Origin of the sequence: Brachybacterium sp. JB7 (genome assembly GCF_003335205.1) — a bacterium.
Classification (GTDB): domain Bacteria; phylum Actinomycetota; class Actinomycetes; order Actinomycetales; family Dermabacteraceae; genus Brachybacterium; species Brachybacterium alimentarium.
Window position 1 is genome coordinate 51,032 of sequence record NZ_QPGN01000002.1, and the last position, 25,031, is coordinate 76,062.

Annotated in this window: 17 protein-coding genes; 10 read left to right on the plus strand and 7 right to left on the minus strand. The window is 69.2% G+C overall.

All coding sequences use genetic code 11. The features are described from left to right. Positions 1-334: 334 nt before the first annotated feature. On the minus strand, positions 335-2,032 hold the full coding sequence (gene dnaA, locus CIK81_RS02585; protein WP_114305274.1) for a chromosomal replication initiator protein DnaA: 1,698 nt from the start codon (positions 2,030-2,032) through the stop codon (positions 335-337). Between the two features lie 435 nt (positions 2,033-2,467). On the opposite strand from dnaA, the gene rpmH reads away from it, so the two are divergent. From rpmH to CIK81_RS02625, 8 genes are all read left to right on the plus strand, one after another. Beyond that, entirely contained in the window at positions 2,468-2,605 is a 138-nt protein-coding gene (gene rpmH, locus CIK81_RS02590) for a 50S ribosomal protein L34 (protein ID WP_096166548.1), read from the plus strand. A 42-nt stretch (positions 2,606-2,647) separates the two neighbouring features. Next, positions 2,648-3,016, plus strand: a complete 369-nt coding sequence (gene rnpA, locus CIK81_RS02595) for a ribonuclease P protein component (protein WP_114305275.1) — start codon at positions 2,648-2,650, stop codon at positions 3,014-3,016. Then, positions 3,013-3,303, plus strand: coding sequence for a membrane protein insertion efficiency factor YidD (gene yidD, locus CIK81_RS02600; protein ID WP_096166550.1), 291 nt, complete (start codon positions 3,013-3,015; stop codon positions 3,301-3,303). The genes rnpA and yidD overlap by 4 nt, the downstream gene beginning before the upstream one ends. Before the next feature lie 85 nt (positions 3,304-3,388). Beyond that, positions 3,389-4,495 (plus strand): membrane protein insertase YidC, encoded by a 1,107-nt coding sequence (gene yidC, locus CIK81_RS02605; protein WP_114355349.1) that lies wholly within the window; start codon positions 3,389-3,391, stop codon positions 4,493-4,495. A gap of 75 nt (positions 4,496-4,570) precedes the next feature. Beyond that, on the plus strand, positions 4,571-5,248 hold the full coding sequence (locus tag CIK81_RS02610) for a R3H domain-containing nucleic acid-binding protein (RefSeq protein WP_114355350.1): 678 nt from the start codon (positions 4,571-4,573) through the stop codon (positions 5,246-5,248). A gap of 8 nt (positions 5,249-5,256) precedes the next feature. Next, positions 5,257-5,922 carry a 16S rRNA (guanine(527)-N(7))-methyltransferase RsmG gene (gene rsmG / locus CIK81_RS02615; protein WP_096166553.1) on the plus strand — a complete coding sequence of 222 codons (666 nt, stop codon included), beginning with the start codon at positions 5,257-5,259 and terminating at the stop codon, positions 5,920-5,922. 34 nt (positions 5,923-5,956) lie between these two features. Further along, positions 5,957-6,838: a ParA family protein gene (locus CIK81_RS02620; RefSeq protein WP_096166587.1), complete on the plus strand. Its 882-nt coding sequence runs from the start codon at positions 5,957-5,959 to the stop codon at positions 6,836-6,838. A gap of 88 nt (positions 6,839-6,926) precedes the next feature. Further along, positions 6,927-8,756: a ParB/RepB/Spo0J family partition protein gene (locus CIK81_RS02625; RefSeq protein ID WP_096166554.1), complete on the plus strand. Its 1,830-nt coding sequence runs from the start codon at positions 6,927-6,929 to the stop codon at positions 8,754-8,756. A gap of 2,886 nt (positions 8,757-11,642) precedes the next feature. On the opposite strand, the gene CIK81_RS02630 is transcribed toward CIK81_RS02625, so the two are convergent. The 6 genes from CIK81_RS02630 to CIK81_RS02655 form a co-directional block, all read right to left on the minus strand. Continuing rightward, positions 11,643-12,092 carry a hypothetical protein gene (locus CIK81_RS02630; protein ID WP_096166555.1) on the minus strand — a complete coding sequence of 150 codons (450 nt, stop codon included), beginning with the start codon at positions 12,090-12,092 and terminating at the stop codon, positions 11,643-11,645. Positions 12,093-12,119: 27 nt separating this feature from the next. Beyond that, entirely contained in the window at positions 12,120-13,202 is a 1,083-nt protein-coding gene (gene trxB, locus CIK81_RS02635) for a thioredoxin-disulfide reductase (protein ID WP_096166556.1), read from the minus strand. Positions 13,203-13,309: 107 nt separating this feature from the next. Beyond that, on the minus strand, positions 13,310-13,810 hold the full coding sequence (locus CIK81_RS02640; RefSeq protein ID WP_241963944.1) for a hypothetical protein: 501 nt from the start codon (positions 13,808-13,810) through the stop codon (positions 13,310-13,312). A 65-nt stretch (positions 13,811-13,875) separates the two neighbouring features. Next, positions 13,876-15,510 (minus strand): hypothetical protein, encoded by a 1,635-nt coding sequence (locus CIK81_RS02645; RefSeq protein WP_158541893.1) that lies wholly within the window; start codon positions 15,508-15,510, stop codon positions 13,876-13,878. Positions 15,511-16,418: 908 nt separating this feature from the next. Further along, the gene (murJ, locus tag CIK81_RS02650; RefSeq protein ID WP_096166559.1) at positions 16,419-18,158 is read right to left on the minus strand and encodes a murein biosynthesis integral membrane protein MurJ; all 1,740 of its coding nucleotides are present in this window, start codon (positions 18,156-18,158) and stop codon (positions 16,419-16,421) included. Continuing rightward, positions 18,155-20,635 carry a DUF6049 family protein gene (locus tag CIK81_RS02655; protein ID WP_241963898.1) on the minus strand — a complete coding sequence of 827 codons (2,481 nt, stop codon included), beginning with the start codon at positions 20,633-20,635 and terminating at the stop codon, positions 18,155-18,157. The genes murJ and CIK81_RS02655 overlap by 4 nt, the downstream gene beginning before the upstream one ends. Positions 20,636-20,796: 161 nt before the next feature. Between CIK81_RS02655 and CIK81_RS02660 the strand changes: the two genes are divergently transcribed. Both CIK81_RS02660 and CIK81_RS02665 read left to right on the plus strand, forming a co-directional pair. Next, on the plus strand, positions 20,797-22,212 hold the full coding sequence (locus CIK81_RS02660; protein ID WP_096166589.1) for a CCA tRNA nucleotidyltransferase: 1,416 nt from the start codon (positions 20,797-20,799) through the stop codon (positions 22,210-22,212). 150 nt (positions 22,213-22,362) lie between these two features. Next, complete coding sequence (locus tag CIK81_RS02665) at positions 22,363-24,936, plus strand: transglycosylase domain-containing protein (RefSeq protein WP_114307442.1); 2,574 nt, start codon at positions 22,363-22,365, stop codon at positions 24,934-24,936. The last annotated feature ends 95 nt before the right edge of the window (positions 24,937-25,031 follow it).

The following is a 25,031-nucleotide window of genomic DNA, read 5'->3' on the forward strand; positions in this document are numbered from 1 at the left end:
GCTCCCCGGCACCCCGGCCCGTCCACACCCCCCTTGAGCTGAGAACTACAGTCCTCTTCATCACGGCTGTGCACATCGTGGATAACCGCGATCGTCCCAGCTCCCACGGTTCAGAGCCCTCGTGGACGGAGCGTTGAGCGCTGCGCACTTCTCGTGCGCCGGCTGTGCACAGGTCGCCGGCTCCCGCGGATTCTTGTCATTCCTCCGTGCACATCGGGGTGTGCGTGGGACTCGTCGGTTCCACATTGTCCACAGAGTTATCCACAATTGGGGAGAACTGCGCGGTGACCTGCTCTGTTGTTCGCGGTGTTCGGTCCTCGCGAGCGGGGCGGCCTCAGCCGCGGGGGCGGGAGTTGGAGCTCTTGATCCGCGCGGTGAGCTCGGTGACCTGATTGAAGATCGCGCGGCGCTCCTTCATGAGTTCGCTGATCTTCTTGTTGGCGTGCATCACGGTGGTGTGGTCGCGGCCACCGAACTCGTCGCCGATGCGGATCAGCGGCATGTCCGTGAGCTCGCGGCACAGGTACATGCCGATCTGCCGGGCGGAGACCAGCCGGCGCGACCGTCCGCTGCCGACGATCTCGTCGACCGACAGATTGAAGTAGGTAGCGGTCTGGGCGATGATCGTCGACGCCGTGATCTGGGTGCCGTCGTCGTGGGAGAGCAGATCCTTCAGCACGCTCTCGGCAAGCGTGACGTCCATCGGCTGGCGGGAGAGCGAGTGCAGCGCCTGCACGCGGATCAGCGCCCCTTCGAGCTCACGGATGTTGGTCGCGATGTGCGAGGCGATGTACTCCAGCACGTCATGAGGGACCTCGCCGGTGTTCTCCTGCGCGACCTTCTTGCGCAGGATCGCGATGCGGGTCTCGAGGTCCGGCGGCTGCACGTCGGTCATCAGGCCCATCTCGAAGCGCGAGCGCATGCGGTTCTCGAAGCCGCCGAGCTCCTTCGGGGGGAGGTCCGAGGTGATGACGATCTGCTTGTCCGTGTTGTACAGCGTGTTGAACGTGTGGAAGAAGGCTTCCATCGTCTCGGGCGCACGCTGCAGGAACTGGATGTCGTCGATGAGCAGGATGTCGATGTCGCGGTAGCGGCGCTGGAACTCCTGCGCCTTGCCGAACTGGCCGGACTGCACGGAGTTGATGAAGTCGTTGGTGAACTCCTCGGAGTTCACGTACCGCACGACCACGTCCGGGTAGAGGCTCTGCGCGTAATGGCCGACGGCATGCAGCAGGTGGGTCTTGCCCAGACCCGAGCCGCCGTAGATGAACAGCGGGTTGTACGCCTTGGCGGGAGTCTCCGCGACGGCCGACGCCGCTGCCTGGGCGAAGCGGTTGGAGGACCCGATCACGAACGTGTCGAAGGTGTACTTCGCGTTCAGCCGGGAGTCCTCGCCGAGAGTGGACTGTCCGGTCCGTGCCGGGCGACGCGGTGCGGGCAGCGGCGACGGCGCCGACGAGCCGGTCGTGGCGGAGAAGCCGGCATAGGCGCTGGGGTCGTCGGCCGCGGTGCCGGTGTAGGCGCCCCCGAGGGAGAAGCGGTCCTCGCTGGAGAACGGGCCGGCAGCCGGAGACGGGACGGAGGAGGGCAGGGCGGCGCGGCCGGGCTGATCGCTCGCGGGGAGCACGGAGCCCTCGTCACGTCGGAAGGGGGCCGTGTAGGAGTCGTGCACCGGAGTTTCCACAACTCTGTCCACACCATGTGCACTGCTGGGGGCGGCGGACGGGGTCGGAGCCGCAGCAGGCGCCGGGTCATCGTCGTCATCGGCGAAGAGCGTCTCGTCGACCGTGACCGCGAACCGCAGCTCGCTGCCATAGGCGTCGCTGAGGGCGGCGGCCAGGGGGCCCGCGATGCGGTGCTCGAACAGCTCCTTCGCGGAGGTGGAAGGGGCTGCGACCAGGGCAGTCTCTGCCACGACGGCCATCAGGCGGGACAGCGTGAGCAGGGCGATGACGCGCTGGGACACGTTGCCGTCTCGACGCAGGGTGGCCAGGGTGCGCTCCCAGATCGCGGCGACGTTCGCGTCAGTCATCAAGTTTCTCCGTACGGGGGCGATCGGCGGTCCAGGTAGTTTTCCACAATAGCCGCTGTATTGTGGATCAACAGTGTGGACAAGTCCTCGTCCTCGCCCGCTCGTGACCGGAGACTCGTTCCCCGGGCCGCGCAGGCGTCCGTGCTGGTACGGACTCCGTTCTATCCGTTCGGCCTGTCACAGCTCTCGCGGCGCCGAGGGTCGCGAAACGCCGGACACAGTGAGAAACCGGCCACAACGGGCCTGTGGAGGGCGTTCTCCGTTGACCCTTCGCGCCCTCGCTCCTAAGATCATGCAGTCAGCGCTGCGCGCCGTCCCGACACGGTCTCCGGCAGCCGCCCCGCGAGAGCGGGTGCGCCCGAACAGTCCGTTCGTGCAGCACGACCACCAGACCACCGCGAGGGGTACGTCCGTGCCCACGATCGAGGAGAACCGATGAGCAAGCGCACGTTCCAGCCGAACAACCGTCGTCGCGCGAAGAAGCACGGCTTCCGCGCCCGCATGCGCACCCGCGCCGGCCGCGCCATCCTGAACGCACGCCGTTCCAAGGGTCGCGCCGAGCTCTCGGCCTGAGTCGCTGTCCCGACGTGACCTGCGGCGTCACCCCATGACTCCGTGAACTGGTCCAGTCACCGGCTGCACACCGGCGACGAGTTCCGCGCCGTCACCCGTGGTGGCGTCCGCAGCGCCCGATCCCACGTGGTCGTGCACCTCTCCCTGCTCACGCAGGAAGGGGACGCACCCCGCGTGGGATTCGTCGTGTCCAAGAGGATCGGCAACGCCGTAGTGCGCAACCGTGTGACCCGTCGGCTCCGCGAGATCGTGCGCCCGCAGTTCGAGACCCTGCCTCCGGGCTCGGGGATCGTGCTGCGAGCGCTGCCGGGCATCGATGAGCAACCCTTCGCCGAGCTCGAGGCCGATGTCGTCGGTGCTCTCGGCGCCGCGACGCGCAAGCTCGAGCGCCGCACACGGACCGTCTCATGACCACGCTGCTGCGGTCGGTCCTGCGACTGCCCCGTCGGGCGCTCGCACTGCTGGTGCGCGGCTACCAGGTAGGCATCTCGCCCTACACCCCGCCGGCCTGCCGGTACGATCCCGTGTGCTCGCAGTACGGCATGGACGCCCTGCGAGTGCACGGAGCGGTGAAGGGCACGCTGCTGACCGCCGGCCGGATCGTGCGCTGCAACCCGCTCAGCCACGGCGGTCCCGATCCTGTTCCCGCCCCCGGCATGTGGAGGAATCCACGCCGACTGCGGCACCCGGCCCACTAGGGCCTACCCTTGACCCAGATTCCCGACCACAGCCGACACCTCGCATGAACGGCATGCGCATCCGTGCGGCAGGAAGACCAGGCCGATGAACCCCCTGTATCCGATCGAATGGGCCGTGGCATGGCTCATGGTGAAGTTCCATGCCATGCTCTCGGTCTTCATGGACCCGGACGCCGGGCTCACCTGGGTGCTCTCGATCGTGGGCCTCACCGTCGTGGTGCGAACCCTGATCATCCCGCTGTTCGTGCGCCAGATCCGTGCATCGCGCGCGATGCAGATGGTCTCGCCCGAGCTGCAGGCCGTGCAGAAGAAGTACAAGGGCAAGACGGACCAGGCCTCGAAGCAGAAGATGGCCGAAGAGACCATGGCGATCTACAAGGATGCCGGGGCCAGCCCGTTCTCCTCGTGCCTGCCCATGCTGCTCCAGATGCCGATCTTCTTCGGTCTGTTCCGCGTGCTGTTCTACAAGCTGCCGGAGGCTGCGGAGGGGGCGGGCTTCGGCCCGCTGACGCCGGAGCTCGCCCAGAGCGCCCGGAACTCGGCGTTCATCGGGAACGTCACCATCTCCGACAGCTTCCTGTCGCCCGGCGACGGCCAGCTCACCACCCGTATCATCGCGGGCATCATCATCGCCTGCATGTGCGCGGTCACCTTCTTCACCCAGAAGTCGCTGACCATGAAGAACATGCCGAAGGCGGCCCTCGAGGGCCCCATGGCCAGCACCCAGAAGATGATGCTGTACATGCTCCCGTTCATCTACGTGATCACGGGGCCCGGCATGCCGATCGGTGTGCTCATCTACTGGCTGACCACCAACGTGTGGACCTTCGGCCAGCAGTACATCGTCATCCGCGCCACCCCCACGCCGGGGTCCGACGCCGCGCGCGAGCGCCACGATCGCATCAATGCCAAGCGGGAGAGGAAGGGCCTGGAGCCCCTCGACTTCACCCCGCCCAAGAAGGTCTCCGCCGAGCCGGAGCCCGAGCAGGCCATCCGCGTGCAGCCGCCGGCGAAGAACAAGGGCGGCAAGAAGCTCTCCGACGAGGAGAAGCTCGAGCGCGCTCGCGAGGCCCGCGAGAAGGCGGCCGAGGAGCGGCGCAGGGCCCAGGAGGCAGCGGGCGAGACGCCCGCGCAGAAGCCGTCGGGCGCCTCCGCGCTCAACAAGGGCGCCAAGAAGAAGCGCAAGAAGTGACCTCGCATCCCGGGAGCATCGAAGCTCCCGGGATGCACCTGACTCTCATCCCGAGCTTGTCCCCGGAGGATCCACATGAACGACACCACGTCCGACGTCCCCACGTCCGAGGAGACCGCTGCCCCGCCGCACGAGGCGCGCGCCGACGCAGCGGCAGCGACGACCGAGGCAGCGGACGCCGCCGGCACGACCGGCACCGCGGGGAGCGCCGACACGGCTGAGGCAGCTGACGCGACTGACGGACCTGACGCGGCTGACACTGCGGAGACGCCGGAGACCGACGAGGAGCGCATGCGTCGTCTCGAGGAGGAGGGCGACATCGCCGCGGACTACCTCGAGGAGCTGCTGGACATCACGGACATGGACGGCGACATCGACATCGATGTCGACGGTGACCGGGCTTCCGTGGAGATCGCCGGAGCGGACCGGCTCGCGACGCTGAACCGCCCCAAGGGCGAGCTGCTGGACGCTCTGCAGGAGCTCACCCGGCTCGCGGTGCAGACCCGTACCGGCGCCCGCTCCCGACTGATGCTGGACATCGGCGGGTTCCGTGCCGAGCACAAGGGCAGCCTCGAGGAGCTGGCCGAACAGGCTGTCGCACAGGCCCGAGAGGGCGGCGAGGCCGTGCCGCTGCGGCCGATGAACCCCTTCGAGCGCAAGGTCGTCCACGACGTCGCCAAGCGCGAGGGCCTGCGCTCCGAGTCCGACGGCGACGGCAAGAACCGTCACGTCGTCATCTACCCGGAAGCCTGAGGCGCATCGTGCTCCCCCTCCCCGAATCCCTGCGGCCGTCGGCCGAGCGTCTGTTCACGGACCGTCTCGAGCTGGCGCACCGTTTCGCGAGCATGCTCGCGGAGCAGGGCCCCGAGCGCGGCCTCATCGGTCCGCGCGAGGTCGAGCGGCTGTGGGAGCGGCACATCCTCAACTGCGCGCTGATGACCGACGCGATCGGTCCCGACGTGAAGACACTGGCGGACGTCGGCTCCGGTGCCGGGCTGCCGGGCGTGGTGATCGCGATCGCCCGCCCGGACCTCGATGTCACCCTGATCGAGACCATGCAGCGCCGTGCGATCTGGCTCGAGGAGGTCGATGCCGAGCTCGGTCTCGGCCTCGAGGTGGTGCGCTCGCGGGCCGAGGACCTGCACGGCGTGCGATCCTTCGACGTGGTGACGGCACGGGCCGTGGCCGCGCTCGACAAGCTCGCCCGGTGGACGCTCCCGCTGGTCGCCGATGACGGTGCGCTGCTGGCGATGAAGGGCGGCTCTGCCGCCGAGGAGGTCGCCAAGGCGGACAAGGTGCTGCGCAAGCTGGGCGGGGTCGATCCGCGCATCGCGCAGTACGGGGCAGGCGAGGTCGAGGTTCCCACTACAGTGGTCCAAGTGCGTCGCCGAGCCCAGGCGACCAGGAAGGGAGAGGTACGTGGCTGATCTGCACGAGGGTTCCTCCCCGGGGCACGGTGCGATGGAGGACACTCCGCTGATGCGAGAGCTCGCCAGGGACCATGCCCGACGCAAGCAGCTCGACGGCGTCGAGTTCGCTGCGCCCGAGACCACGAGGGTGATCACGATCGCCAACCAGAAGGGCGGGGTGGGCAAGACCTCCACCACCGTCAACGTCGCGGCCGCTCTCGCGCTGGGTGGTCTGAACGTGCTGGTGATCGACGCGGATCCGCAGGGCAACACGTCCACCGCGCTGAACATCGAGCACCATGCCGAGGTGGCGAGCATGTACGAGGTGCTCGTCGAGTCCGCACCCTTGCAGGACGTGGTCCAGGATGTCCCTGACATGGACGGCCTGCTGTGCGCGCCCGCCACCATCAACCTCTCCGGGGCGGAGATCGAGCTGGTCTCGCTCGTCGCCCGCGAGAACCGGCTGCGCAACGCGATCCGCGACTATCTCGAGCACCGCGATGACGAAGGGCTTCCGAGCCTGGACTACGTGCTGATCGATTGCCCGCCGTCGCTGGGCCTGCTGACCGTCAACGCTCTGGTCGCGGCCCGCGAGGTGCTCATCCCGATCCAGGCGGAGTACTACGCTCTCGAGGGTCTGAGCCTGCTGCTGAACAACATCGAGCTGATCCGCCAGCATCTGAACCCGGATCTGGTGGTCTCCTCGATCATGCTGACCATGTACGACGCCCGAACCCGGCTCGCCGCACAGGTCGCCCAGGATGTCCGTGAGCATTTCCCCGAGCAGACTCTGGAGACCACGATCCCGCGTTCGGTGAGGATCTCGGAGGCCCCCAGCTACGGGCAGACGGTGCTCACGTACGACCCGGGATCCAGCGGTGCGCTCGCGTATCGCGCGGCAGCCCACGAACTCACTATTCGCCCAGCCCCTTGATTGTGACCTCGGGACACCACCACGATGATGCGGTGCGTGTCCCGGCATCTCTCCCCTGGTGGACATTCATTCCGGAAGGACAACGGCCATGACGCAGAAGCGAGGACTCGGTCGAGGACTCGGCGCCCTGATCCCGGGCGCGGGGACCAGCCCCGCTCCCGAGCAGGAGCTGCGCACTCGTGTGCGCCCGGCGTCGCAGGACGGTGAGCGCACCGCCCGAGATCGTCCGGTCGACATGTTCTTCTCCGGTGATCGGGTCTCCGAGGCCGAGGAGCGCGAGGAGCGCGCCCGCAGCGGACGCCACGACATCGCCGACGACATGGCCCGCGCCGCCGCCACCCGTCGGGGCCGCGGCTCCACCTCGCGCACCACGACGACCCGCGGCACCGCGGCGACCAAGGCTGCTGCCGCCGCCACGGCGACGGTCGACGAGGCGCCTGCGGAGGTCGCAGAGGCTCCGGCCAAGAAGACCCCGGCGAAGAAGCCCGCAGCGGCGAAGAAGACTGCCACGGCGAAGAAGACCACGCCTGCGAGGAAGGCTCCTGCGAAGGCGTCCACCAAGGCATCCCCGGCGCAGCCCTCCACCGCGAAGACCCCTGCGAAGAAGACGGCCGCCACGGAGCCCGCCGCGCCGGCGAAGGCCGATGCGGTGGAGGTCCCCGATACGTCGACGACGAGCCCCGCTCCGACGCCGACTCCGACGACGGAGACTGCGGCCCCGGCCCCTGGCTCGGACCCGACCCCCAAGGCCGCGGAGACCGCTCCGGCCGCCGAGGACACCCCGGTCGTAGACGTCGAGCCCGCAGAGCCCGCTCCCGCTCAGCCGGTCGAGGACGTCGAGGCTGCGGCTCCGACCGCGTCCCCGGGAACAGCCACCCAGCCAGAGGCCGCGAGTGAGTCCGCGCCGGAGGCCGAGCCTGCGCCCGAGCCCGAGCCCGAGCCCGAGGCCCAGACCGCCCCCGAGAGCGAGCCCAAGGCTGAGACCGCGACGGAGCCCGATGCCGCGCCGGAGGAGGAGGTCGACGCGACGGTCGAGTCGGGCAGTGCCGATGATCGTTCGCGCCGGGGTCTGGTCAGCGTGCCCGGCGCGGAGTTCGCGGAGATCCCGATCCATGAGATCCGGGAGAACCCGCGCAACCCGCGCACGATGTTCGATGACGACGAACTCGACGAGCTGGCGTTCTCGCTGCGTGAGGTCGGTGTTCTGCAGCCGGTCGTGGTTCGCCCGATCCCCGTCACCGATGAGGGCGAGTCCTTCGAGCTCGTCATGGGTGAGCGTCGTTGGCGTGCCGCCCGACGGGCAGAGCTCACCTCGATTCCCGCGATCATCCGTGAAACCAGCGATGACGATCTCCTGCGCGATGCTCTTCTCGAGAACCTCCACCGGGCACAGCTGAACCCGCTCGAGGAGGCCAATGCCTACCAGCAGCTGCTGGAGGACTTCGGGTGCACGCAGGACGAGCTCGGCGACCGCATCGGTCGTTCTCGTCCCCAGATCACCAACACGCTGCGCCTGTTGCGTCTGCCGGCGCTTGTGCAGCGTCGACTTGCCAGCGGTGCCCTGAGCGCCGGGCACGCTCGCGCCCTGCTCGCACTGGACGATCAGACCTTGATGGAGGAGCTCGCCCAGCGCATCGTGTCGGAGGGGCTTTCCGTGCGCGCTGTGGAGCGCCTGGTGTCCCGTGGTGGTCAACAGGAGACGGGAACGCGTGTTGCGCGCCGTACCAGCTACGACCCGCACGTCGTGGACGTGACGAGCCGCCTGTCCAACCGCCTGGAGACGCCCGTGAAGATCGACGTGGGCAAGCGCAAGGGCAAGATCACGATGGAATTCAGCAATCTCGAGGACCTCGATCGACTGCTCGAGTCCATGGGCCTGGATGTGGCGAAGTCCGAGGGCGACCAGCGCACCACCTGATGTATGACGACAACAGGGCCGGCCAGAGTGCCGGCCCTTTTGTCGTGCCGCACGACCGTGAAACCCGCGGACACGAACTCCCGAATAGCCGGCAGTATCGACTCTGTCGACATGCGACCAATATATGAGATAGATCACTGCTGTCGACGCTACGGGCCTCGGCTCGGAGTGGGTGGCGACGAGGACGGCTCGGGCTCCCCGCCCCGGGGCCGGTGAATGCTGGGCCCGGGACTATCCACAATGACACCACATTGTGTGTATGCAGGTCAGCGGTGACTTCTCTCTGTTATCCACCGATGTGCACGAGTATGTGGACAGAGCTGCAGCACGGCCGATCTCGCGGGTTAAGTGGCGCCACCGGCCTGTCTCAGATCCTGGGTTTCCCGTGAAACGGGGCCGTGACAGCGGCAGGCTCGGGGTCAGGCGCCATGCGACCCGCATCCGCACCCGCCCCCGCAGCCGCACCCGAGACCGCAGCCGCATCCGCATCTCAGCCGGAAGCGCAGGTCGGCAACTTTGCTGTTTCCCGTGGAACCTCACGCTCGGCCCTTTCGTCTACTGCGCAAGCGCACCGTCGCGCAAGGCGAGCCGGCACTATCTCCCTTCCGGTCTTGTCGGGGGTGGAAGCTGCTGTCCGCTTGCGTGCGGAGCCGCGTGACCAGTTGGGCGTGCCGGCTCTCCTGACAGACGCAGGTTTTCGCAGGTTCCACGTGGAACGCGGACGGTAGATCTCCGTTGTGGGTCACATAGTGCGCTGGAGTCACATCGGGGGTCACTTTGGGGTCGGTTTCCCGTGAAACTGTCACTTCCTGGCGGGCTGGCGGGCTGGCGGGCTGGCGGGCTGGCGGGCTGGCAGGCGGTTGGCTCGAGGCGTCTATTGGTACCTCACCCCCCAGGTTTGATGATCGGCTGCCGCCGCAGTGCTCAAAATTCAAGTTTCCCGTGAAACCTGGTTCTGCGAAGGGTTGGGAGACCAACGATCCGCGACGCCCGTCGACACCACCATGTCGCGTGTCGAGTTTCCATGCACTTTGCATCGGGCCGTAGACGTTTGAGAAATCCTGCAGTTTCCCGTGAAACTGTGTCCTCAAGCGATCAGTCCTACCGCGACGAACTCCGGCGTACGGATGGCTCGCACGACCCGCGCATGGCAGGCCTGTGCGTTTGGACCTACTCCGCTAGGCTTCACGGGAAACACGAATGCTTGTCCCGGCAACACCGCGCCTATTGACTGTGTATTGCGAAGAGCGAGACCGACGAGGACGCTTCACGTGAAACGGCCGCAGGCGTGGTGCATACGCTCCTTGTGCACTTTTGAGACGTGGAGATCGCATAGTGACCGGTAAGCTCGATTCCAAGTGTGGCGACCGGAGGGGTCTGCCCGATTGTGCGTTCCCAGAATTGGGCACCGCTTCAGATCTTGGGATATGAGGTGCGCGTCAGTCCTGATCGCACCGACGGTGAGGTGGCGCAATGACTAGCGCCGCAGGTTTCACGTGCAACGCCAAGTATGGGATGAGTTGAGAGACCTGTGCGTCCGACGCTCCCACTCGCCCGTCCCGTCTTCCGGCACAAGCTAAGGGTGCCGCGGAGGTTTCACGGGGAACGTGGGACCTGACGCTCAGCCGGGTATGTGCCCCGGGCCTACCGCACGCCTATTTTGTGCAGCAGCAGAGCCACCCGTTGGCACCGCCCGCCTTGCGCATACGGCTTTGCGGCTTTCCTTCCAGCAGCGACGGGGTGCTCAGGTGTTCACGGCTGGAGCCGGAAGGCATCGTCACCGGGTACAAGGGCCGGCCTCCTACTGCGACGTTTCACGTGAAGCAGTGGCGGCGGCACATCCGAGTGCGTAATGCGGGCGATGCAGCTGCGCTCGCGATCCACTCGACGCGCTCTGCTGCGTGGCTCCCGAAGCAGGCCCCCTGACTCACCCCGCCCCGATTCCAACGAGTAGTCAATCACGTTTCACGGGAAACGCGCAGTGCGCCGCGCAATGTGGGCCCACATGTTGTTCCCGGCGTTACTGCGCTCGAGACCTCAGAGCGACGACCAGTTCTGGTCGCGTTCGACCCGTGCTCGTCGGCGCATCCCTTGCCCGGGTTTCACGGGAAACTGCGTGCCCAGCCGACACCGATGTCTGCCTCGAGCCCGTGCTCGCCGATGGAGCAAGCACTGCGCTGCCCCGGCCTCTCATGAACGCTCGGCGACGTGCAGCTGAACTGATGGCTCCGTCTCCGCATGATTCACGTGGAACGTCGGTGACCATCCGGTCACTGGAATTCGGAAGTGCCGGCGTGGTCGGCCTCCAAAAGAAGACCCGGACATCGCCGGGGGTTCGAGGCCAGCGCATGGTCGATGACGGCACACTACTTCGACCCATCCACGTGACACTGCTGCGGATCGCTTGTTGTGGACGAAGGGCGACGCTCACTCGAGATATGCACAGTGTGCGTAACGTTGTGGACAACCGGCACGAGCGCCGTGACTGCAGTCACACTTCATCTCTTTGTGACCGAAAGCCGGCGATCGGGAGTCCACTGGCTCAACTCTGCGTCGCTGCAGGTCAACGGCACATTGTGGGCTCACGTGCGGATCGGCGCGACAGCGAGTTATCCACAATCGCTTGTGGACAAGGCTGTGGACAGACGCGCTCCCGACTGTGGACATCGATGTGGACAACGTTGTGGAAGAAGCCAACAGTGCACGTCAGCCGCGCCCATTGCGGCGGACTTGACGTGCGGCGGCAGGCGTGTGCTGATCTCGGCTCGAGCCATACCCACACCGGGGCTCCGGGCCTGGGTGCGGGCCCGCTCGGTGCCATCCGTGCCCCATGGCCGCCAACCCGCTCCCTGTTCCCTGCGCCGCCGCAGAGACGCAGACGAGCCGTCAGCTGCTGGTCGGGGCGGCCTGACCGTCGCTGCCGCTTCGTGAAACCTCGCCCGGCCCGAATTCCTCGGCGATCACATGCTTCGGGAGGGCGCCAGTGCGGCGGTGGTTCACGGCCCAGCGGCCTGACAGGACGATGTCGTCCCCCGTCGGCGTCTTCCCCGCAAGGTCCTCCACGACACCCATGAGCGCGTCGTCGGCGGTGGCGTCCACGGACTCCACCGGGTGCAGACGGAGCCACGTAGGCACCACCTCGACCTCGAGGAGGTCCAGTACGTCGTCCTGCGCGGAGTCCACGAGGACGGCACGCACTGCGCTTCCCCAGCGTCGGCTGAGCTCACGCAGCAGCGTGGGGGCAGGACGCGACGGCCCGGCCCAGTCGGCCGTCACGAGGACGATCGCAACTGGGCCGGGCCGCGTGGAGCTGTTCTCGACAGCGGCACCGGACATGCGCGAGATGAGGGGGTGGGCCGGCGATCAGCTCACGGCCGGGGCGGCTGCCTCCGCCGCCTGCTCGGCCTTCGCCTGCTCGTCGGCCAGAGCTGCCTGATCGGTGAGCCAGCGCTCGGCGTCCAGAGCAGCCTGGCAGCCGGTGCCGGCGGCCGTGATCGCCTGGCGGTAGGTGTGGTCCACGACGTCCCCGGCGGCGAAGACGCCGGGAACCGAGGTGTAGGTCGAGCGGCCCTGGCACACGATGTAGCCCTCGTCGTCGAGCTCGAGCTTGCCTCGCACCAGATCGGTGCGGGGCAGGTGCCCGATCGCCTCGAACACGGCCGTGGTGGGAAGGATCCGCTGCTCGCCGGTGATCGTGTCGCGCAGCGTCACGGACTCGACCTTGTCGGTGCCGTTGATGCTGAGCACCTCGCTGTTCCAGGCGAAGGACAGCTTGGGATCGGCCTCGGCGCGGCGGGCCATGATCTTGGAGGCGCGCAGCTCGTCACGACGGTGCACGAGCGTCACCGACTTGCCGAAGCGGGTCAGGAAGGTGGCCTCCTCGACGGCGCTGTCGCCGCCGCCCACCACGACGATGTCCTGGTCCTTGAAGAAGAAGCCGTCGCAGGTCGCGCACCAGCTGACGCCCTTGCCCGAGAGCTCCTTCTCCCCGTCGATACCGAGCTCGCGGTAGGCGGAGCCGGTCGAGAGGATGAGGGTCTTGGCGCGGTAGACGGTGCCGTCGTCGAGCGTGACCGTCTTGACCTCGCCCTCGAGCTGGATGTCCACGGCGTCGTCGTAGATGATCTCGGCACCGAAGCGCTCCGCCTGCTCCTGCAGCTGCGTCATCAGCTCAGGGCCCTGGACGCCCTGGGGGAATCCCGGGAAGTTCTCCACGTCGGTGGTGGTCATCAGGGCCCCGCCGGCGTCGAGCGCTCCTGCGATGACCACGGGGTTCATCTCCGCCCGGGCGGTGTAGATCGCTGCGGTGTATCCGGCCGGCCCGGAGCCGACGATGACGACCTCGTGGACCGTGCCGTCGTCGGTGTTCTCCGCAGCGACGGCCGGGGAGGTCTGGGCGGCCGTGGGCGCGCCGAGGATGTTGAGAGCCTGGATGGGCTGCGACATGTCTGTGATGTCCTTCCGTGGAGATCGAGGAGAGTGTGGGGGTCAGCGGGAGGACCGCGACCAAGTATGGAGCACGGGGGTCGTGGTGGCCGGCTGAAGGTGACCGATCAGAGCGATCCGATCATCACTTCGCCGGACCACAGGCGCATCTGGTCCGGATCGGCGGCGTCGGAGTCCGGAGAGCCGCATTCGGGCGTGACCACCAGCGCCGAGACGGTCCCGCCGTTGGCGCGCAACGTCTCGCGGTCCATCGGGCCGTACACGAGCAGCCAGCCGGGCGTCTCGTCCGCGTTCCATGCCACCTCCTCCATGATGAGGATCGATTCCGGGATCCCCTGCGACCGCAGGCACGTCGTGGCGTCGAACGTCGTCGGCGGAACGATCATCCCGGCGTCGACGAGACGCTGCACCTCGGTGCCGAGGGCGGTCTCATTGACAACGGGCAGACCCGACGAATTCTTCCCGGCGCCCGTTCCCGTGTCGACCGAGGAGGAGACAGCGCGAGAGCGGCTGGCGGTGGACTGCTCGAGCGCGACGGTCAGCTGCACCCCCAGGAGCGCCGCCAGGATGAAGGCCACGAGCACTAGCGGCACGGGCACGCCGAGCATCGAGGCGACGTGCGACCGCTTCCCCCGAGCGCGACGCGTCGCCGAGCTGCGCGACCTCCTGGACGTCATTCGACGGTGATCTCCGCGATCCGGGCGCGGTAGCGATCGGACTCCTTGCTGTCCGGCGGCAGCTCAGGAATGTAGAGAGCGACCTTCTCCGCATCGACGGGCTCGTCGGGCTCGAGGCGCACCTCGCCGTCCCCGGCGAACTTGCCGGAGGCGAGCACGTCGCCGGGCGAGCCGTCGTCGTTCACGGCGCGCAGCTCGAGGGTGCCGCCGGTGTTGCGCGCGGTGGTCACGGTGACGACGGAGAGCTGGGACTCCTCGGCGAAGGACAGCCGCATCCCCACGCCCTCCTTGATGCCGCCGAAGTCCGGGCTGCCGTAGTGCTGGGTGGACCAGAACGTCTCGGTGTCGCCGTCGGTGAGGCGGTCCTGCTGGTCCGTGTGGTCCGGCTCGGCCCCGCCCTCGGCGAACAGCTCCACACCGCTGATCTCGGGCGCGGGCAGCTCCGGTTCCTCGGTGTTCTCGGCAGTGGGTTCGACGGGCGCTTCGCCGGTATCGGTCTCGGTGGGCGTGGTGGGGGCCGCCGCCGTCTCCAGCGGGTCCGTGATCCGGTCGCGCAGACCGGAGGTCGCCGTGGTCACCGCGAAGACCGCCGCGATGATCGTGAACAGCACGGCACCGGCGATGATCCACTGCGACTGCCGCGAGCGCTCCTCCGGCTGTCGCGGTCCCAGCGCGTAGGTGTCGGGGTCGTCGGAGTCCACTGCCACGCTCACCACGTCGCGCAGCAGCGAGCTGCGCGCGTACTGGGAGGTGGGCTCGGCCGGAGGTTCGTCAGGGGCGGAGCTGTCGCGACCTCGGACCACGATGGGGCCGGTGGCCGCCGCCATCGACTCGGTGCGGCCGACGACCGGCACCGGACCGTCCTCGGGAGCCTGTGCGGGCGTCGCGGCGACCGGTGCGAGCGCCGGATCGGTGGAGTCCTGCGCAGGCTGCTGGGCGGCGGAGGCCGCTGCGGCCGGGGCCAGAGACGCCGCGGCTGCGGGGGCCGACGATTCCGCGGGGTCCGGTGACTGCGGGGAGACAGGGGCGGGCGGGGCGGCCGACGGTGCGTTCGGCTCCGGGGTGACGGGCGGCTGGATGTCGAGATGCCCCGGGAAGGGGCTGGTCGAGCGCTTCTCGGCGAGGTGGAGTTCCTGCACGATCTGCTTCGCCTCGGCCGACGCTGCCGACGCTGCGGCAGCGTCCGCGGCAGCCTGCTCATCCTGCTGAGCCTGGTCGCCCTGATGATCGCTGGTGGCAGCGGCAGCGGCGGCGTCGTGAGCGTCGGAGTCGGTGCGAGCGCCGGTCCGGGAGGTCCCGGGGCTCTCGGTGCCGCCGCCGGTCCCGGAGTCGTTCGAGGCTCCGGCAGCGCCTGCCGCCGCGGCCAGGCCGGCGACACCGGCCGTCGCCGCAGCCCCCGTGGCTCCGGGCGTCGGGGAGGGCGTCTCGGTCGAGACCGTCGGCGCGATGTCGGCAGCATCCTCGGGCTCGGAGCGCCGGCGTGCGCCTCGGCGGCGGGCTCGGGGCGGGCTCGCGGCTGGATGCCGACGTGCGCGGGCCAGACGTGCGTGCGGTGGCGTCGCGCACCAGCTGTCGCACCAGCACCAGCACCAGCAGCGACGCGCGCGCTGCGCTGGCGGCACCGGCAGCACGCGGCGCCTCCGGTCGCCGCGGACGGGCCGGCGCCCTCGTGCGGATACGCCTCGAGCGTGACCGGGATCGACTGCCACGGCTCCAGAGCGGCGATCAGCTCGCGCGTGGTCTCGGGGACATCGTCGGCCGATTCGTTGAGCACCAGATCGCACAGCAGATCCAGATCCGCCGGGATGGGGGTGTCCACGAGGGTCGAGGGGCGGGGCACGAGGCCCGCGGAGTCGTGCTGCGGGCTCCTCCCGCTCAGCGTGCGGTACAGGAGCGTGACCAGGGCGGCCGTGTCCTGGAAGGAAGCGTTCTCGCGGGACCGGTCCAGGCCCACGTGCGCGGCGGCCTCGACGCCCACGCCCAGCACCGTGACCTCCCCGGAGCGGAGGTTCACGAAGAGGCGGTTGGAATCGATGAACTGGTGGCGGACGCCTCGTCGTCGGGCGGCCTCGAGACCGGTGGCGGCCTCACCGATGATCGAACGGGCCGTCTCGGGATGCAGCTGCGACGAGCCGAGCAGGGCCGCGAGCGGCGGTGCGGGAGGCATCGGGTACTCGACCACGGTGATCGGCCCGACGGCGGGTGCGTCGGAGCTGCTCGTGTCCTGCTCCTCGCGGGGGTCGTCGAGCACGACGATCTCGCGGACGGGCAGCAGCCGGGCATCCTCCACCAGGTAGGCGCGGCGCACCGCATCAGCGGCCTCGAGGGCCGCCTCGCCCTGCACGATGAAGAGGGTGACGTTCTCACCGGTGTCGACCGTGCGGGCACGGTGCCACACCGCGCCCTCGGCGACGCCTGCCAGAGGGATCTTGCCCTCCAGGGTCCACCGGGAACGCAGTGCGTCCTGTAGCGGGTTCGTGTTCACGGACCGTCCTTAACCTCGTCCTGCGGGAATGCGCCGTCACGAGCGAGCTCCATGCTACGAGGTCACCGGCTTCCCGCGGCGCGTCAGCCGGTTCACGACACGTCCGGAGTAGCCGAGCAGCTGGCGGACCTCGCTGATCTTGAGCAGCCAGCCGGCGCCGGCGAACACCGCCGTCATGATCGCGCCGACGACGGCGCCCAGCAGCACCGCGGTGAGTCGGTGGGACCAGAACAGGTCGTCGAGCAGGGCCACCAGCCCTGCGCCCGCGGCCCACGCGATGAGGCCCGCGACCAGCAGCTTCCCGAGCACGAGCCCTTCACGGGCGAGGCTCGGCGGAGTGGTGCCGAGGCGGCGGGCGTGACGACGGAGCTGCCAGGTGCCCATCAGCCAGGAGACCAGGTTGCCGAAGCTCGATGCGCCGGCGGCGGAGGCCGTGGCCCACAGCGGATCGACGGTCAGCAGGATCACCGGAATCGCCGCGAGGCTGATCACGGTGACCGGGATCTGGGTCAGGAACGGGGTGCGGGCGTCCTCGTAGGCGTAGAACACACGCTTGATCAGGTACAGCGACGCGAAGGGCACCAGGCCCAGCATGTAGGCGACCAGCACGGTGCCATTGGCGCGTGCGCCGATCTCGCCGGTGCCGCCGCCGATCACCCACATGATCGGTCCGGCCAGCGCGATGAACAGCACGGCGCACAGCATCATCGGCACGGCCAGCATGCGGCTGGTCTCTGCGTAGCGGGCCATGGCCCCGGCGTGGTCGTCGTCCACCGCGCGCCGGGAGATCGCCGGGAAGACGGCGGTGACCACGGCGACGCCGATGATCCCCTGCGGGATCATGAAGGCCATGTAGGCCCAATCCAGGGTGAGCAGGTTCGGGTAGCGGGCGGCGCGCTCGGGATCGTCGCGCAGCTGCTCGGTCATCCAGCCGGCACGGCCGGTCGACCAGCGGGTGGCCCAGATGCCGAGCTGGCCCAGGGCCAGCATCCCGAGGGTCCACAGCCCGATCTTGGAGAGCTTGCCGAGCCCCAGGCCGCGGAATCCCCAGCGGGGGCGCAGGCGCAGATCGAGCTTCTTGACGTACCAGAACAGGAACACGACCTGCGCGGCCGAGCCGCCCACATTGATCGCGGCCATGGCGATGATCATCGGCAGCGTCCAGGTCGCCGGCGAGCCGACCGCTCCCCACATCGCGAAGAACATGCCGGCCCCGATGATGCCCACGAGGTTGTTGAGCACCGGGGCCCACTGGTAGGGCCCGAACGAGTCGTGCGCGTTCAGCAGCTGCCCGCACATCACGTACAGAGCGGAGAAGAAGACCTGGGGCATCATCCAATAGCCCAGCTGCACCGCGAGGGCGTGCGTCTCCGGGGGCAGCACACCGCTGGTGAGGGGCAGCAGCAGGGGCACGCCGACCATGCACACGACGGTGATGCCGAGGGAGACCGCCGCGACCAGGGTCATCAGGCGGGAGATGTAGTCGCCGCCGCGGTCCGGGCGCTTCACGGCCCGCACGATCGCCGGCACCAGGATCGCGTTCAGGGTGCCGCCGCCCACCAGCAGCCACACCGTGTTGGGCAGGGTGTTGGCCGCGCTGAACGCGCTGGCGGCCGAGGACATGGAGCCGGCGAGGATCATGCCGAACATGTAGTTGCGCACGAAGCCGAGCAGACGCGAGATGGTCGAGCCGGCGGCCATGAGCACGCTGGCCTGCATGAGGGTCGAGCGGCTGGAGGCGACGCCCTGGCGGCGGTGGCGCGGGACGTGCTGGGCACGGAGGGCGGAGCTCACGGGGCCTGCTCCTCTCTGTCGTCTGTGTCGGGTGGGTCGTCTGCGGGGCGGTCGTCGTCGGGGTCCGGATCCGGAGCGGGGGTTCCGCTGCCGGTCCCTGCCCGGGCCGACCACGCCTTCGCCGCCGTGCTCGTGTCGACCGTGGAGATGCCGCTGCGGGAGAGCTCCTCGGGATCCTCGGGACCGTGCACGGCCGGCGCCCGGGTGGAGGCTCCCGTGCGTCGGGCCCGGGCCACTCCGACCACCACCAGCAGGCCCATCGCGATGACGATCACCAGCGTGGTCCAGTTCTCCCAGGCGGGGTTCACCGTCAGGGGCACGTCGACCGGCTCGGTCAGCTGCTGACCGTCCTGCGTGGTCAGCACGGTGGTGAGGGTGACGGTGCCGTTGGCGACCGCCTCGACGGGGACGGCCGCATCGACCTGGCTATGGGCCGGGACGGTCACGTCCTCGACCTCCCCGATCTGCACCAGCGGGCGGTCCGACGTGACCTCCGGGCGCACCGTGATCGGGGAGTCGAGATCGTTGGAGATGGTCACCGGCACGCCGACCGAGTCCGAGATGAGGTTGTATCCCGAGGCCGGGATCACCTCGATCCGGTCCTCGAGGCCCTGGGCCGTGTCGCGGGAGTCGTCGGCGAGGGCGGAGAGTCCCTCGGGGTCGCCGCTCCACCGCAGCGAGGTGCCCGAGAGGACCTGCAGCCGGGTGGCGTCGAGGGAGGCGTCGTCCTCCATCGCCGTGGCGAGGACGCCGAGCTGCTGCCACGTGGAGTCCAGGGAACGCAGGGAGACGGGATCCAGCGCGTCCCGCTCGGTCACCGTGGAGCGGTGCTCCCAGAGTCCGTCGCTGCTGGGACCCGAGGGCAGCACCTCGCCGGGGCCGACGGTCCCCAGCGCGTAGGGCGCCCCGGAGTCGTCCTGCGCATCCGTGGTCCAGGACCGCTCCGGGACGGAGTCCAGCAGCGCGCTGGTGCTGCCCTGCTCGATCCAGGGCGCCTCGTCGAGGGCGTCGAGGGCGGCTCCGGCCGCGACCGGGTCGAGCTCGACGGTGGAGCTCGGGGAGATCAGCAGATGGCGCGGCGCGGTCGTGTACTCCGAGGCGATGGTCGCGGTCTCGGCGAGCAGACGCTGCTGGGTCTGCTCGGTGTCGGAGTCGGCGGTGAGGTGCGCGAACTCGTCGGACAGCACCGGGTCCGGGGCCAGCAGCGGCAGCTCGGAGCCGTCGTCGGACTCGTAGACCCCCACCGAGCTCGGCGTGACGGCCGCGTCGAGGTCCGGCCGCAGGGAGCTCGAGGGCACGACGGCGGCATCCGCGCCGGCGTCGAGGAGGGCCTGCAGGGAATCGCCGTCGGCCATCGTGCCCTCGATCCCCATCGCTGAGGCCTCCGGAGCGATCCCGGTTTCCTCCCAGACGGCCGCGCCGCGGGCGTCCACGGCGCGATGCAGCGCCTGGGCGTCCGCCTGCTCGACGCTCACCAGGTCGCTCTGTGCGTAGGGCATCGCGAGCACGGTGCGGTCCCCGACACCGTCACGCAGGGAGGCGGCGAGATCGGCGGAGGCGGCGTCCACCTCGAAGGTCCGGGCGACGGGCGAGTCGGAGTCCGGGTCCCCGGTCTGCTCGGGGTCCGTCGCGTCCTCCGCGCCGTCGCCCTCCGCGCCGTCGTCGTTCGTGTCGTCGCCCGTGTCGTCGGACGGATCCGGATCGACGGGCAGCTGGGGCGGGTCCAGCAGCGCGGGGTCCAGCCACCAGTCCACGTCGTCGCGCTGAGCGAGCTCTCGGGTGCCGGCGAGCCGGCCGGACTCGAGGGACTGCTGATGGGCCTCGGGATCGGTGACCGAGGCGAAGGCGTCCTCCTCCGCCACCGGCAGCAGCACCGACTGCGTGATGGTCGTCTCGGCGCCCGCGGGGCGCCACACCATGAAGGAGCGGATCGAGGCGAGGGGGTCCTCGTCGGCGACCGCGGTCAGGGAGATGCGCCGGGTGCCCCAGTAATAGGGGGCGTCGGAGTAGCCGAGCTCGTCGGCGGCGAGCGTCACCGTGAGGGTCGTGGACTCCCCGGGGGCGAGCTCGTCGACCTCGGGCGACGTCGCCAGGGAGGGGGTGGAGGTGTCGGCGGTGGTGTCGGCCTGCCAGCTGGCGAGGGCCGAGCGATCGGTGACCCGCGAGGTCAGGGTGCGCAGCTCGAGGGAGAGCGCCGGCAGCGGCTCCGAGGAGGTGTTCGTCACCTCGACCCGGGCCGTCAGCGTGCTCCCCTCCTCCAGCGAGGTGGGAGTGAGGGAGACAAGATCCATGCTCACAGCGGCGTCCGTGGCCGGCTTCGGCGGCAGCGCGGGGGCGTCGACGGCGTGCGGGGCACCTGTGGCCTGCGCGGCGGGCAGTGTCGGCAACCCCGCTCCGACCAGCACCGATGCAGTCATGAGCAGTGCCGTCAGGAGTGCGCCGAGCACAGGGTGCACGGAGGGACGGGACGACGGCATGGGGACACTGTAAGCGGCCGCTACCGTAGAGGGGCTGTGGGTGCACGACACCCTCACATCGCGTGGCCCGCTCTCCGATACCCACGACAGGACCCACCGTGAACGACTCCGTCGACGAGACCGCCGAGCGGCTCGACATCGCTCGTACCCGTGCCGCCTCCATGTTCACGGCGCTGCCCGAGGAGATCCACGATCTGGGCAGGCGCTTCGAGGCCGCCGGTCTCGAGCTGGCCCTCGTGGGCGGTCCGGTGCGGGACGCCGTGCTGGGGCGCTCGAGCTCCGACCTCGATTTCACCACCTCGGCCCTCCCGGAGCAGACCGAGGCGATCCTGCGCGAGTGGACGCACGACGGCGCCATCTGGGACATGGGCCGCGACTTCGGCACCCTCGGCGGGATCCGCGACGGCGTGAAGGTCGAGATCACCACCTATCGCACGGAGTCCTACGACCCCACCAGCCGCAAGCCGCAGGTCGCCTACGGGGACACGCTCGAGGGGGACCTCTCCCGCCGTGATTTCACGGTCAACGCGATGGCGGTGCGGCTGCCGTCGCTGGAGCTGGTGGATCCCTTCGACGGGCTCGCGGACCTCTCCCGGACCCTGCTGCGCACCCCCGTCGGCCCCGAGCAGTCCTTCACCGACGATCCGCTGCGCATGATGCGCGCGGTGCGCTTCGTCTCTCAGCTGGGGTTCCGCATCGAGGACAGCACGGCCGACGCGATCGAGGCCCTCGCCGAGCGGATCGCCATCGTCTCCGCCGAGCGGGTGCGCGAGGAGCTCGTCAAGCTCGTGCTCGGCGCCCACCCCCGCGGCGGTCTCGAACTGCTGGTGGAGCTGGGCCTGGCCGCGCACGTGCTGCCCGAGCTGCCGGCCCTGAGCCTCGAGATCGACGAGCACCACCATCACAAGGACGTCTACGAGCACACCCTCACGGTGCTGGACCAGGCGATCGACCTGGAGAGCCCCGCCGGCTCGGGCGGTCCCTGCGAGGCTCCTGACCTGGTGCTGCGCCTGGCCGCCCTGTTCCACGACATCGGCAAGCCCGCCACCCGCCGCTTCGAGAAGGGCGGGGTGGTGACCTTCCGCTTCCACGAGACCGTGGGCGCGAAGATGACCGCGAAGCGGATGAAGGCGATGACCTTCGACAAGGACACCACCAAGAAGGTGGCCCGCCTGGTGGAGCTGCACCTGCGCTTCCACGGCTATGCGGAGGCGCCGTGGACGGATTCGGCCGTGCGCCGCTATGTCACCGATGCCGGCGACCTCCTGCAGCACCTGCACCGGCTCACCCGCGCCGACGTCACGACCCGCAACCGCCGCAAGGCGCGGACGCTGGCCCGTGCCTACGACGAGCTCGAGGCGCGCATCGACCACCTCGCCGAGCAGGAGGAGATCGGTCGGATCCGCCCCGATCTCGACGGCAACCGGATCATGGAGGTCCTCCGGATCGGTCCGGGCCGCGACGTGGGAGAGGCCTACAAGCACCTGCTCGAGCTGCGCATGGAGCACGGGCCTCTCGGCGAGGAGCGCGCGATCGCCGAGCTGCATTCCTGGTGGGAATCCCGCAGCGAGAAGTGAGCGTGTGAGCGGGACCGCACCACTCGTGCACAACCTGTGTTGTTCGACGCCGGGTCGTTCCGTCCGACGGATGTGCGTGCTCATACTGGGAGGCCGTGCACCCTCGGTGCCCGCGGCACCGTACGACACCTCGTAGGACCAGGAGCAGACATGAGCGATTCCCGACGCGACGGCGCACGCCGTGCTGCCGGAGTGCGGCGCACGTCCTCCGCGAAGTCCGCAGGCAGGTCGTCCAGGACTCCCGCGCCCAAGAGCGCGAGCCGCACGCCGAAGAAGTCCGGTGCCGCGACCGCAGGGGCGTCGGCCTCGGCGTCGAAGGGCGCGAGCCGCACATCGGTGAACTCCCGTCACGCGGGGTCCACGGGGAAGCGCGGGGGTGCCCAGAAGGTCGCGGCGACGAATTTCCTGAACTATCCGCGCGCCGGGAGGAAGAACCCCTGGCGCTGGATCCCCTCGCTGCGGATGATCGTCGGCGCCATGGCGCTCATGGTCCTCGCCGGCCTCGGCTTCGCCGTCTGGCTCTACAACGACACCGCGGTGCCCGAGCCGTCGGACTTCGCTCTCGCGCAGACCAGCCGCGTCTACTACGCCGACGGCGAGACGGAGATGGGCACGTTCAGCGAGATCAACCGCACCGAGCTCGAGTCCGACGAGATCCCCCAGAACGTCAAGGACGCGGTCGTCGCGAGCGAGGACTCGACATTCTACGAGAACCGCGGCGTCTCCCCGCGCGGCATCGTCCGTGCCCTGGTGAACAACCTCCAGGGCGGGGCCCGTCAGGGCGGCTCCACGATCACCATGCAGTACGTGGAGCGGTACTACACCGGCACCGAGACCTCCTATGTGGGCAAGGCCAAGGAAGCGATCATGGCCCTGAAGATCGATCAGGAGCTGGAGAAGGACGAGATCCTCTCCCGTTACCTGAACACGATCTACTTCGGTCGCGGTGCCTACGGCGTGCAGGAGGCTTCGCAGGCCTACTTCGGCAAGGACGCCGCGGACATGAACGACGCCGAGGCGGCGCTGCTGGTCGCGGTGATCCCCGGGCCTTCCTCCTACGATCCCGCCAACAACGAGGAGAAGGCCGTCGAGCTGTGGGGCCGCGTGATCTCGCGGGAGGTCAACGTGGGCGAGATGTCCCCGGAGGACGCCGACGCGCTCGAGTTCCCGGAGACCATCGAGCCCAAGAGCGAGAACTCGCTGGGCGGCACCAAGGGCTACCTGCTGGACCAGGTGCGCAACGAGCTCGTCGACGAGGGCTTCACCGAGGACGAGATCAACACCGGCGGCTTCACGATCGTCTCGACGATCGACACCGGGATCCAGGACAACACCATCGAGGCGATCAAGAACCTGCCCGAGGACCGTCCGGAGAACAACCACGTCGGCACCGTCACGATCGATCCCTCCTCGGGGGCGATCCGCGCCCTGTACGGCGGCGAGGACTTCGTGGCCCAGCCCCGCAACGACGCCACCCAGTCGCGCATGCAGGCCGGCTCGATCTTCAAGACCTTCACGCTGATCGCGGCGCTCGAGGACGGCTATCCGCTGGACTCCTACTGGGACGGCAACTCGCCCAAGTCGTTCCCGGGGTGGACGGTCAACAACTTCAACAACACCGACTACGGGCGGGTCTCGCTGCGCAAGGCGACCGAGAGCTCGATCAACACGGCCTACTCGGAGCTGAACCTGGAGATCGGTCCGGAGCGCACGCGGGACACCGCGGTCACCCTGGGCCTGCCGGAGAAGACGCCGGGACTCTCGGCCGACGCCTCCAACGTGCTCGGCTCCGCGTCCCCCACGGTCGCCGAGATGGGCGAGGTCTACGCGACCATCGCCGCCGACGGCGTGCACCGCGACTCCTTCATCGTGGAGTCGGTGACCCGGCCGGACGGCTCCTCGCGCTACGAGCACAAGAGCGAGGAGAAGCAGGCGATGGACAAGAACGTCGCCATCAACGCGACCGTCGCGCTGCAGGGGCCGCCGACGACGGGCTCCGCCCGTTCGCTGCAGAACGCCATGGGCGGCCGCCCGGTGGCCGGGAAGACCGGCACCTCGGAGAAGTTCCGCTCGGCCTGGTTCGTGGGCTTCACGCCGCAGCTGGTGACCGCGGTGGGGATGTTCCAGCCCTCCGAGGACGGCACCACTGAGGAGTCCCTGACCCCCTTCGGCGGCGTCACCAGCATGACCGGCGGCAGCTACCCGACCACGATCTGGGGCGACATCATGTCGAAATCGCTCGAGGGTCAGGAGATGCTCCAGTTCCCCGGTGAGGTCCCGCTGGACAACGAGACCCGCGAGCGCAGCGCTCCCAGCCCGGAGCCCCCGGCCCCGAAGACCACGCAGGCCCCTGCCCCGGAGGAGCCCAGCGAGGAGCCCTCCGAGGAGGAGACCACGGAAGAGGAAGAGCCTTCGGAGGAGCCGTCGGAGGAGGAGACCACCGAGGAGGAGGAGCCCTCCGAGGAGGAGACCACCACCGAGGAGGAGGAGCCCTCGGACGAGCCCACGGAAGAGAAGACTTCCGATAAGCCCACTACGGACGGCGGCGAGGACAGCACCGAGGGTAGTGACGGCGAGAGCAGCGGTGACGGCGCTGACGATGGCGGCGATGACAACACCGACGACAGCGGTGACGACGGTGGCAACACCGGTGACGAGGACGGCGACAACGAAGCCCTTGCCCCGAATAACCGGGCCGCGCCCGGCCGCGAGGACGACGCCTGAGCCCTGAGCAGTCGGGCCCGATCCGCTCTCAGGGCGCTCGCCGTGGCGGATGGCCGTCTCGCCCGCGGGTGACGACGGTGCCGTCGGGCGACCGC

Coding starts and splice junctions, on each gene's coding strand:
- dnaA (WP_114305274.1), bottom strand. CDS start 2,032: ATGACTGACGCGAACGTCGCCGCGATCTGGGAGCGCACCCTGGCCACC.
- rpmH (WP_096166548.1), top strand. CDS start 2,468: ATGAGCAAGCGCACGTTCCAGCCGAACAACCGTCGTCGCGCGAAGAAG.
- yidD (WP_096166550.1), top strand. CDS start 3,013: ATGACCACGCTGCTGCGGTCGGTCCTGCGACTGCCCCGTCGGGCGCTC.
- yidC (WP_114355349.1), top strand. CDS start 3,389: ATGAACCCCCTGTATCCGATCGAATGGGCCGTGGCATGGCTCATGGTG.
- CIK81_RS02610 (WP_114355350.1), top strand. CDS start 4,571: ATGAACGACACCACGTCCGACGTCCCCACGTCCGAGGAGACCGCTGCC.
- CIK81_RS02620 (WP_096166587.1), top strand. CDS start 5,957: ATGGAGGACACTCCGCTGATGCGAGAGCTCGCCAGGGACCATGCCCGA.
- CIK81_RS02625 (WP_096166554.1), top strand. CDS start 6,927: ATGACGCAGAAGCGAGGACTCGGTCGAGGACTCGGCGCCCTGATCCCG.
- CIK81_RS02630 (WP_096166555.1), bottom strand. CDS start 12,092: ATGTCCGGTGCCGCTGTCGAGAACAGCTCCACGCGGCCCGGCCCAGTT.
- trxB (WP_096166556.1), bottom strand. CDS start 13,202: ATGTCGCAGCCCATCCAGGCTCTCAACATCCTCGGCGCGCCCACGGCC.
- CIK81_RS02640 (WP_241963944.1), bottom strand. CDS start 13,810: ATGCTCGGCGTGCCCGTGCCGCTAGTGCTCGTGGCCTTCATCCTGGCG.
- CIK81_RS02655 (WP_241963898.1), bottom strand. CDS start 20,635: ATGCCGTCGTCCCGTCCCTCCGTGCACCCTGTGCTCGGCGCACTCCTG.
- CIK81_RS02660 (WP_096166589.1), top strand. CDS start 20,797: ATGTTCACGGCGCTGCCCGAGGAGATCCACGATCTGGGCAGGCGCTTC.
- CIK81_RS02665 (WP_114307442.1), top strand. CDS start 22,363: ATGAGCGATTCCCGACGCGACGGCGCACGCCGTGCTGCCGGAGTGCGG.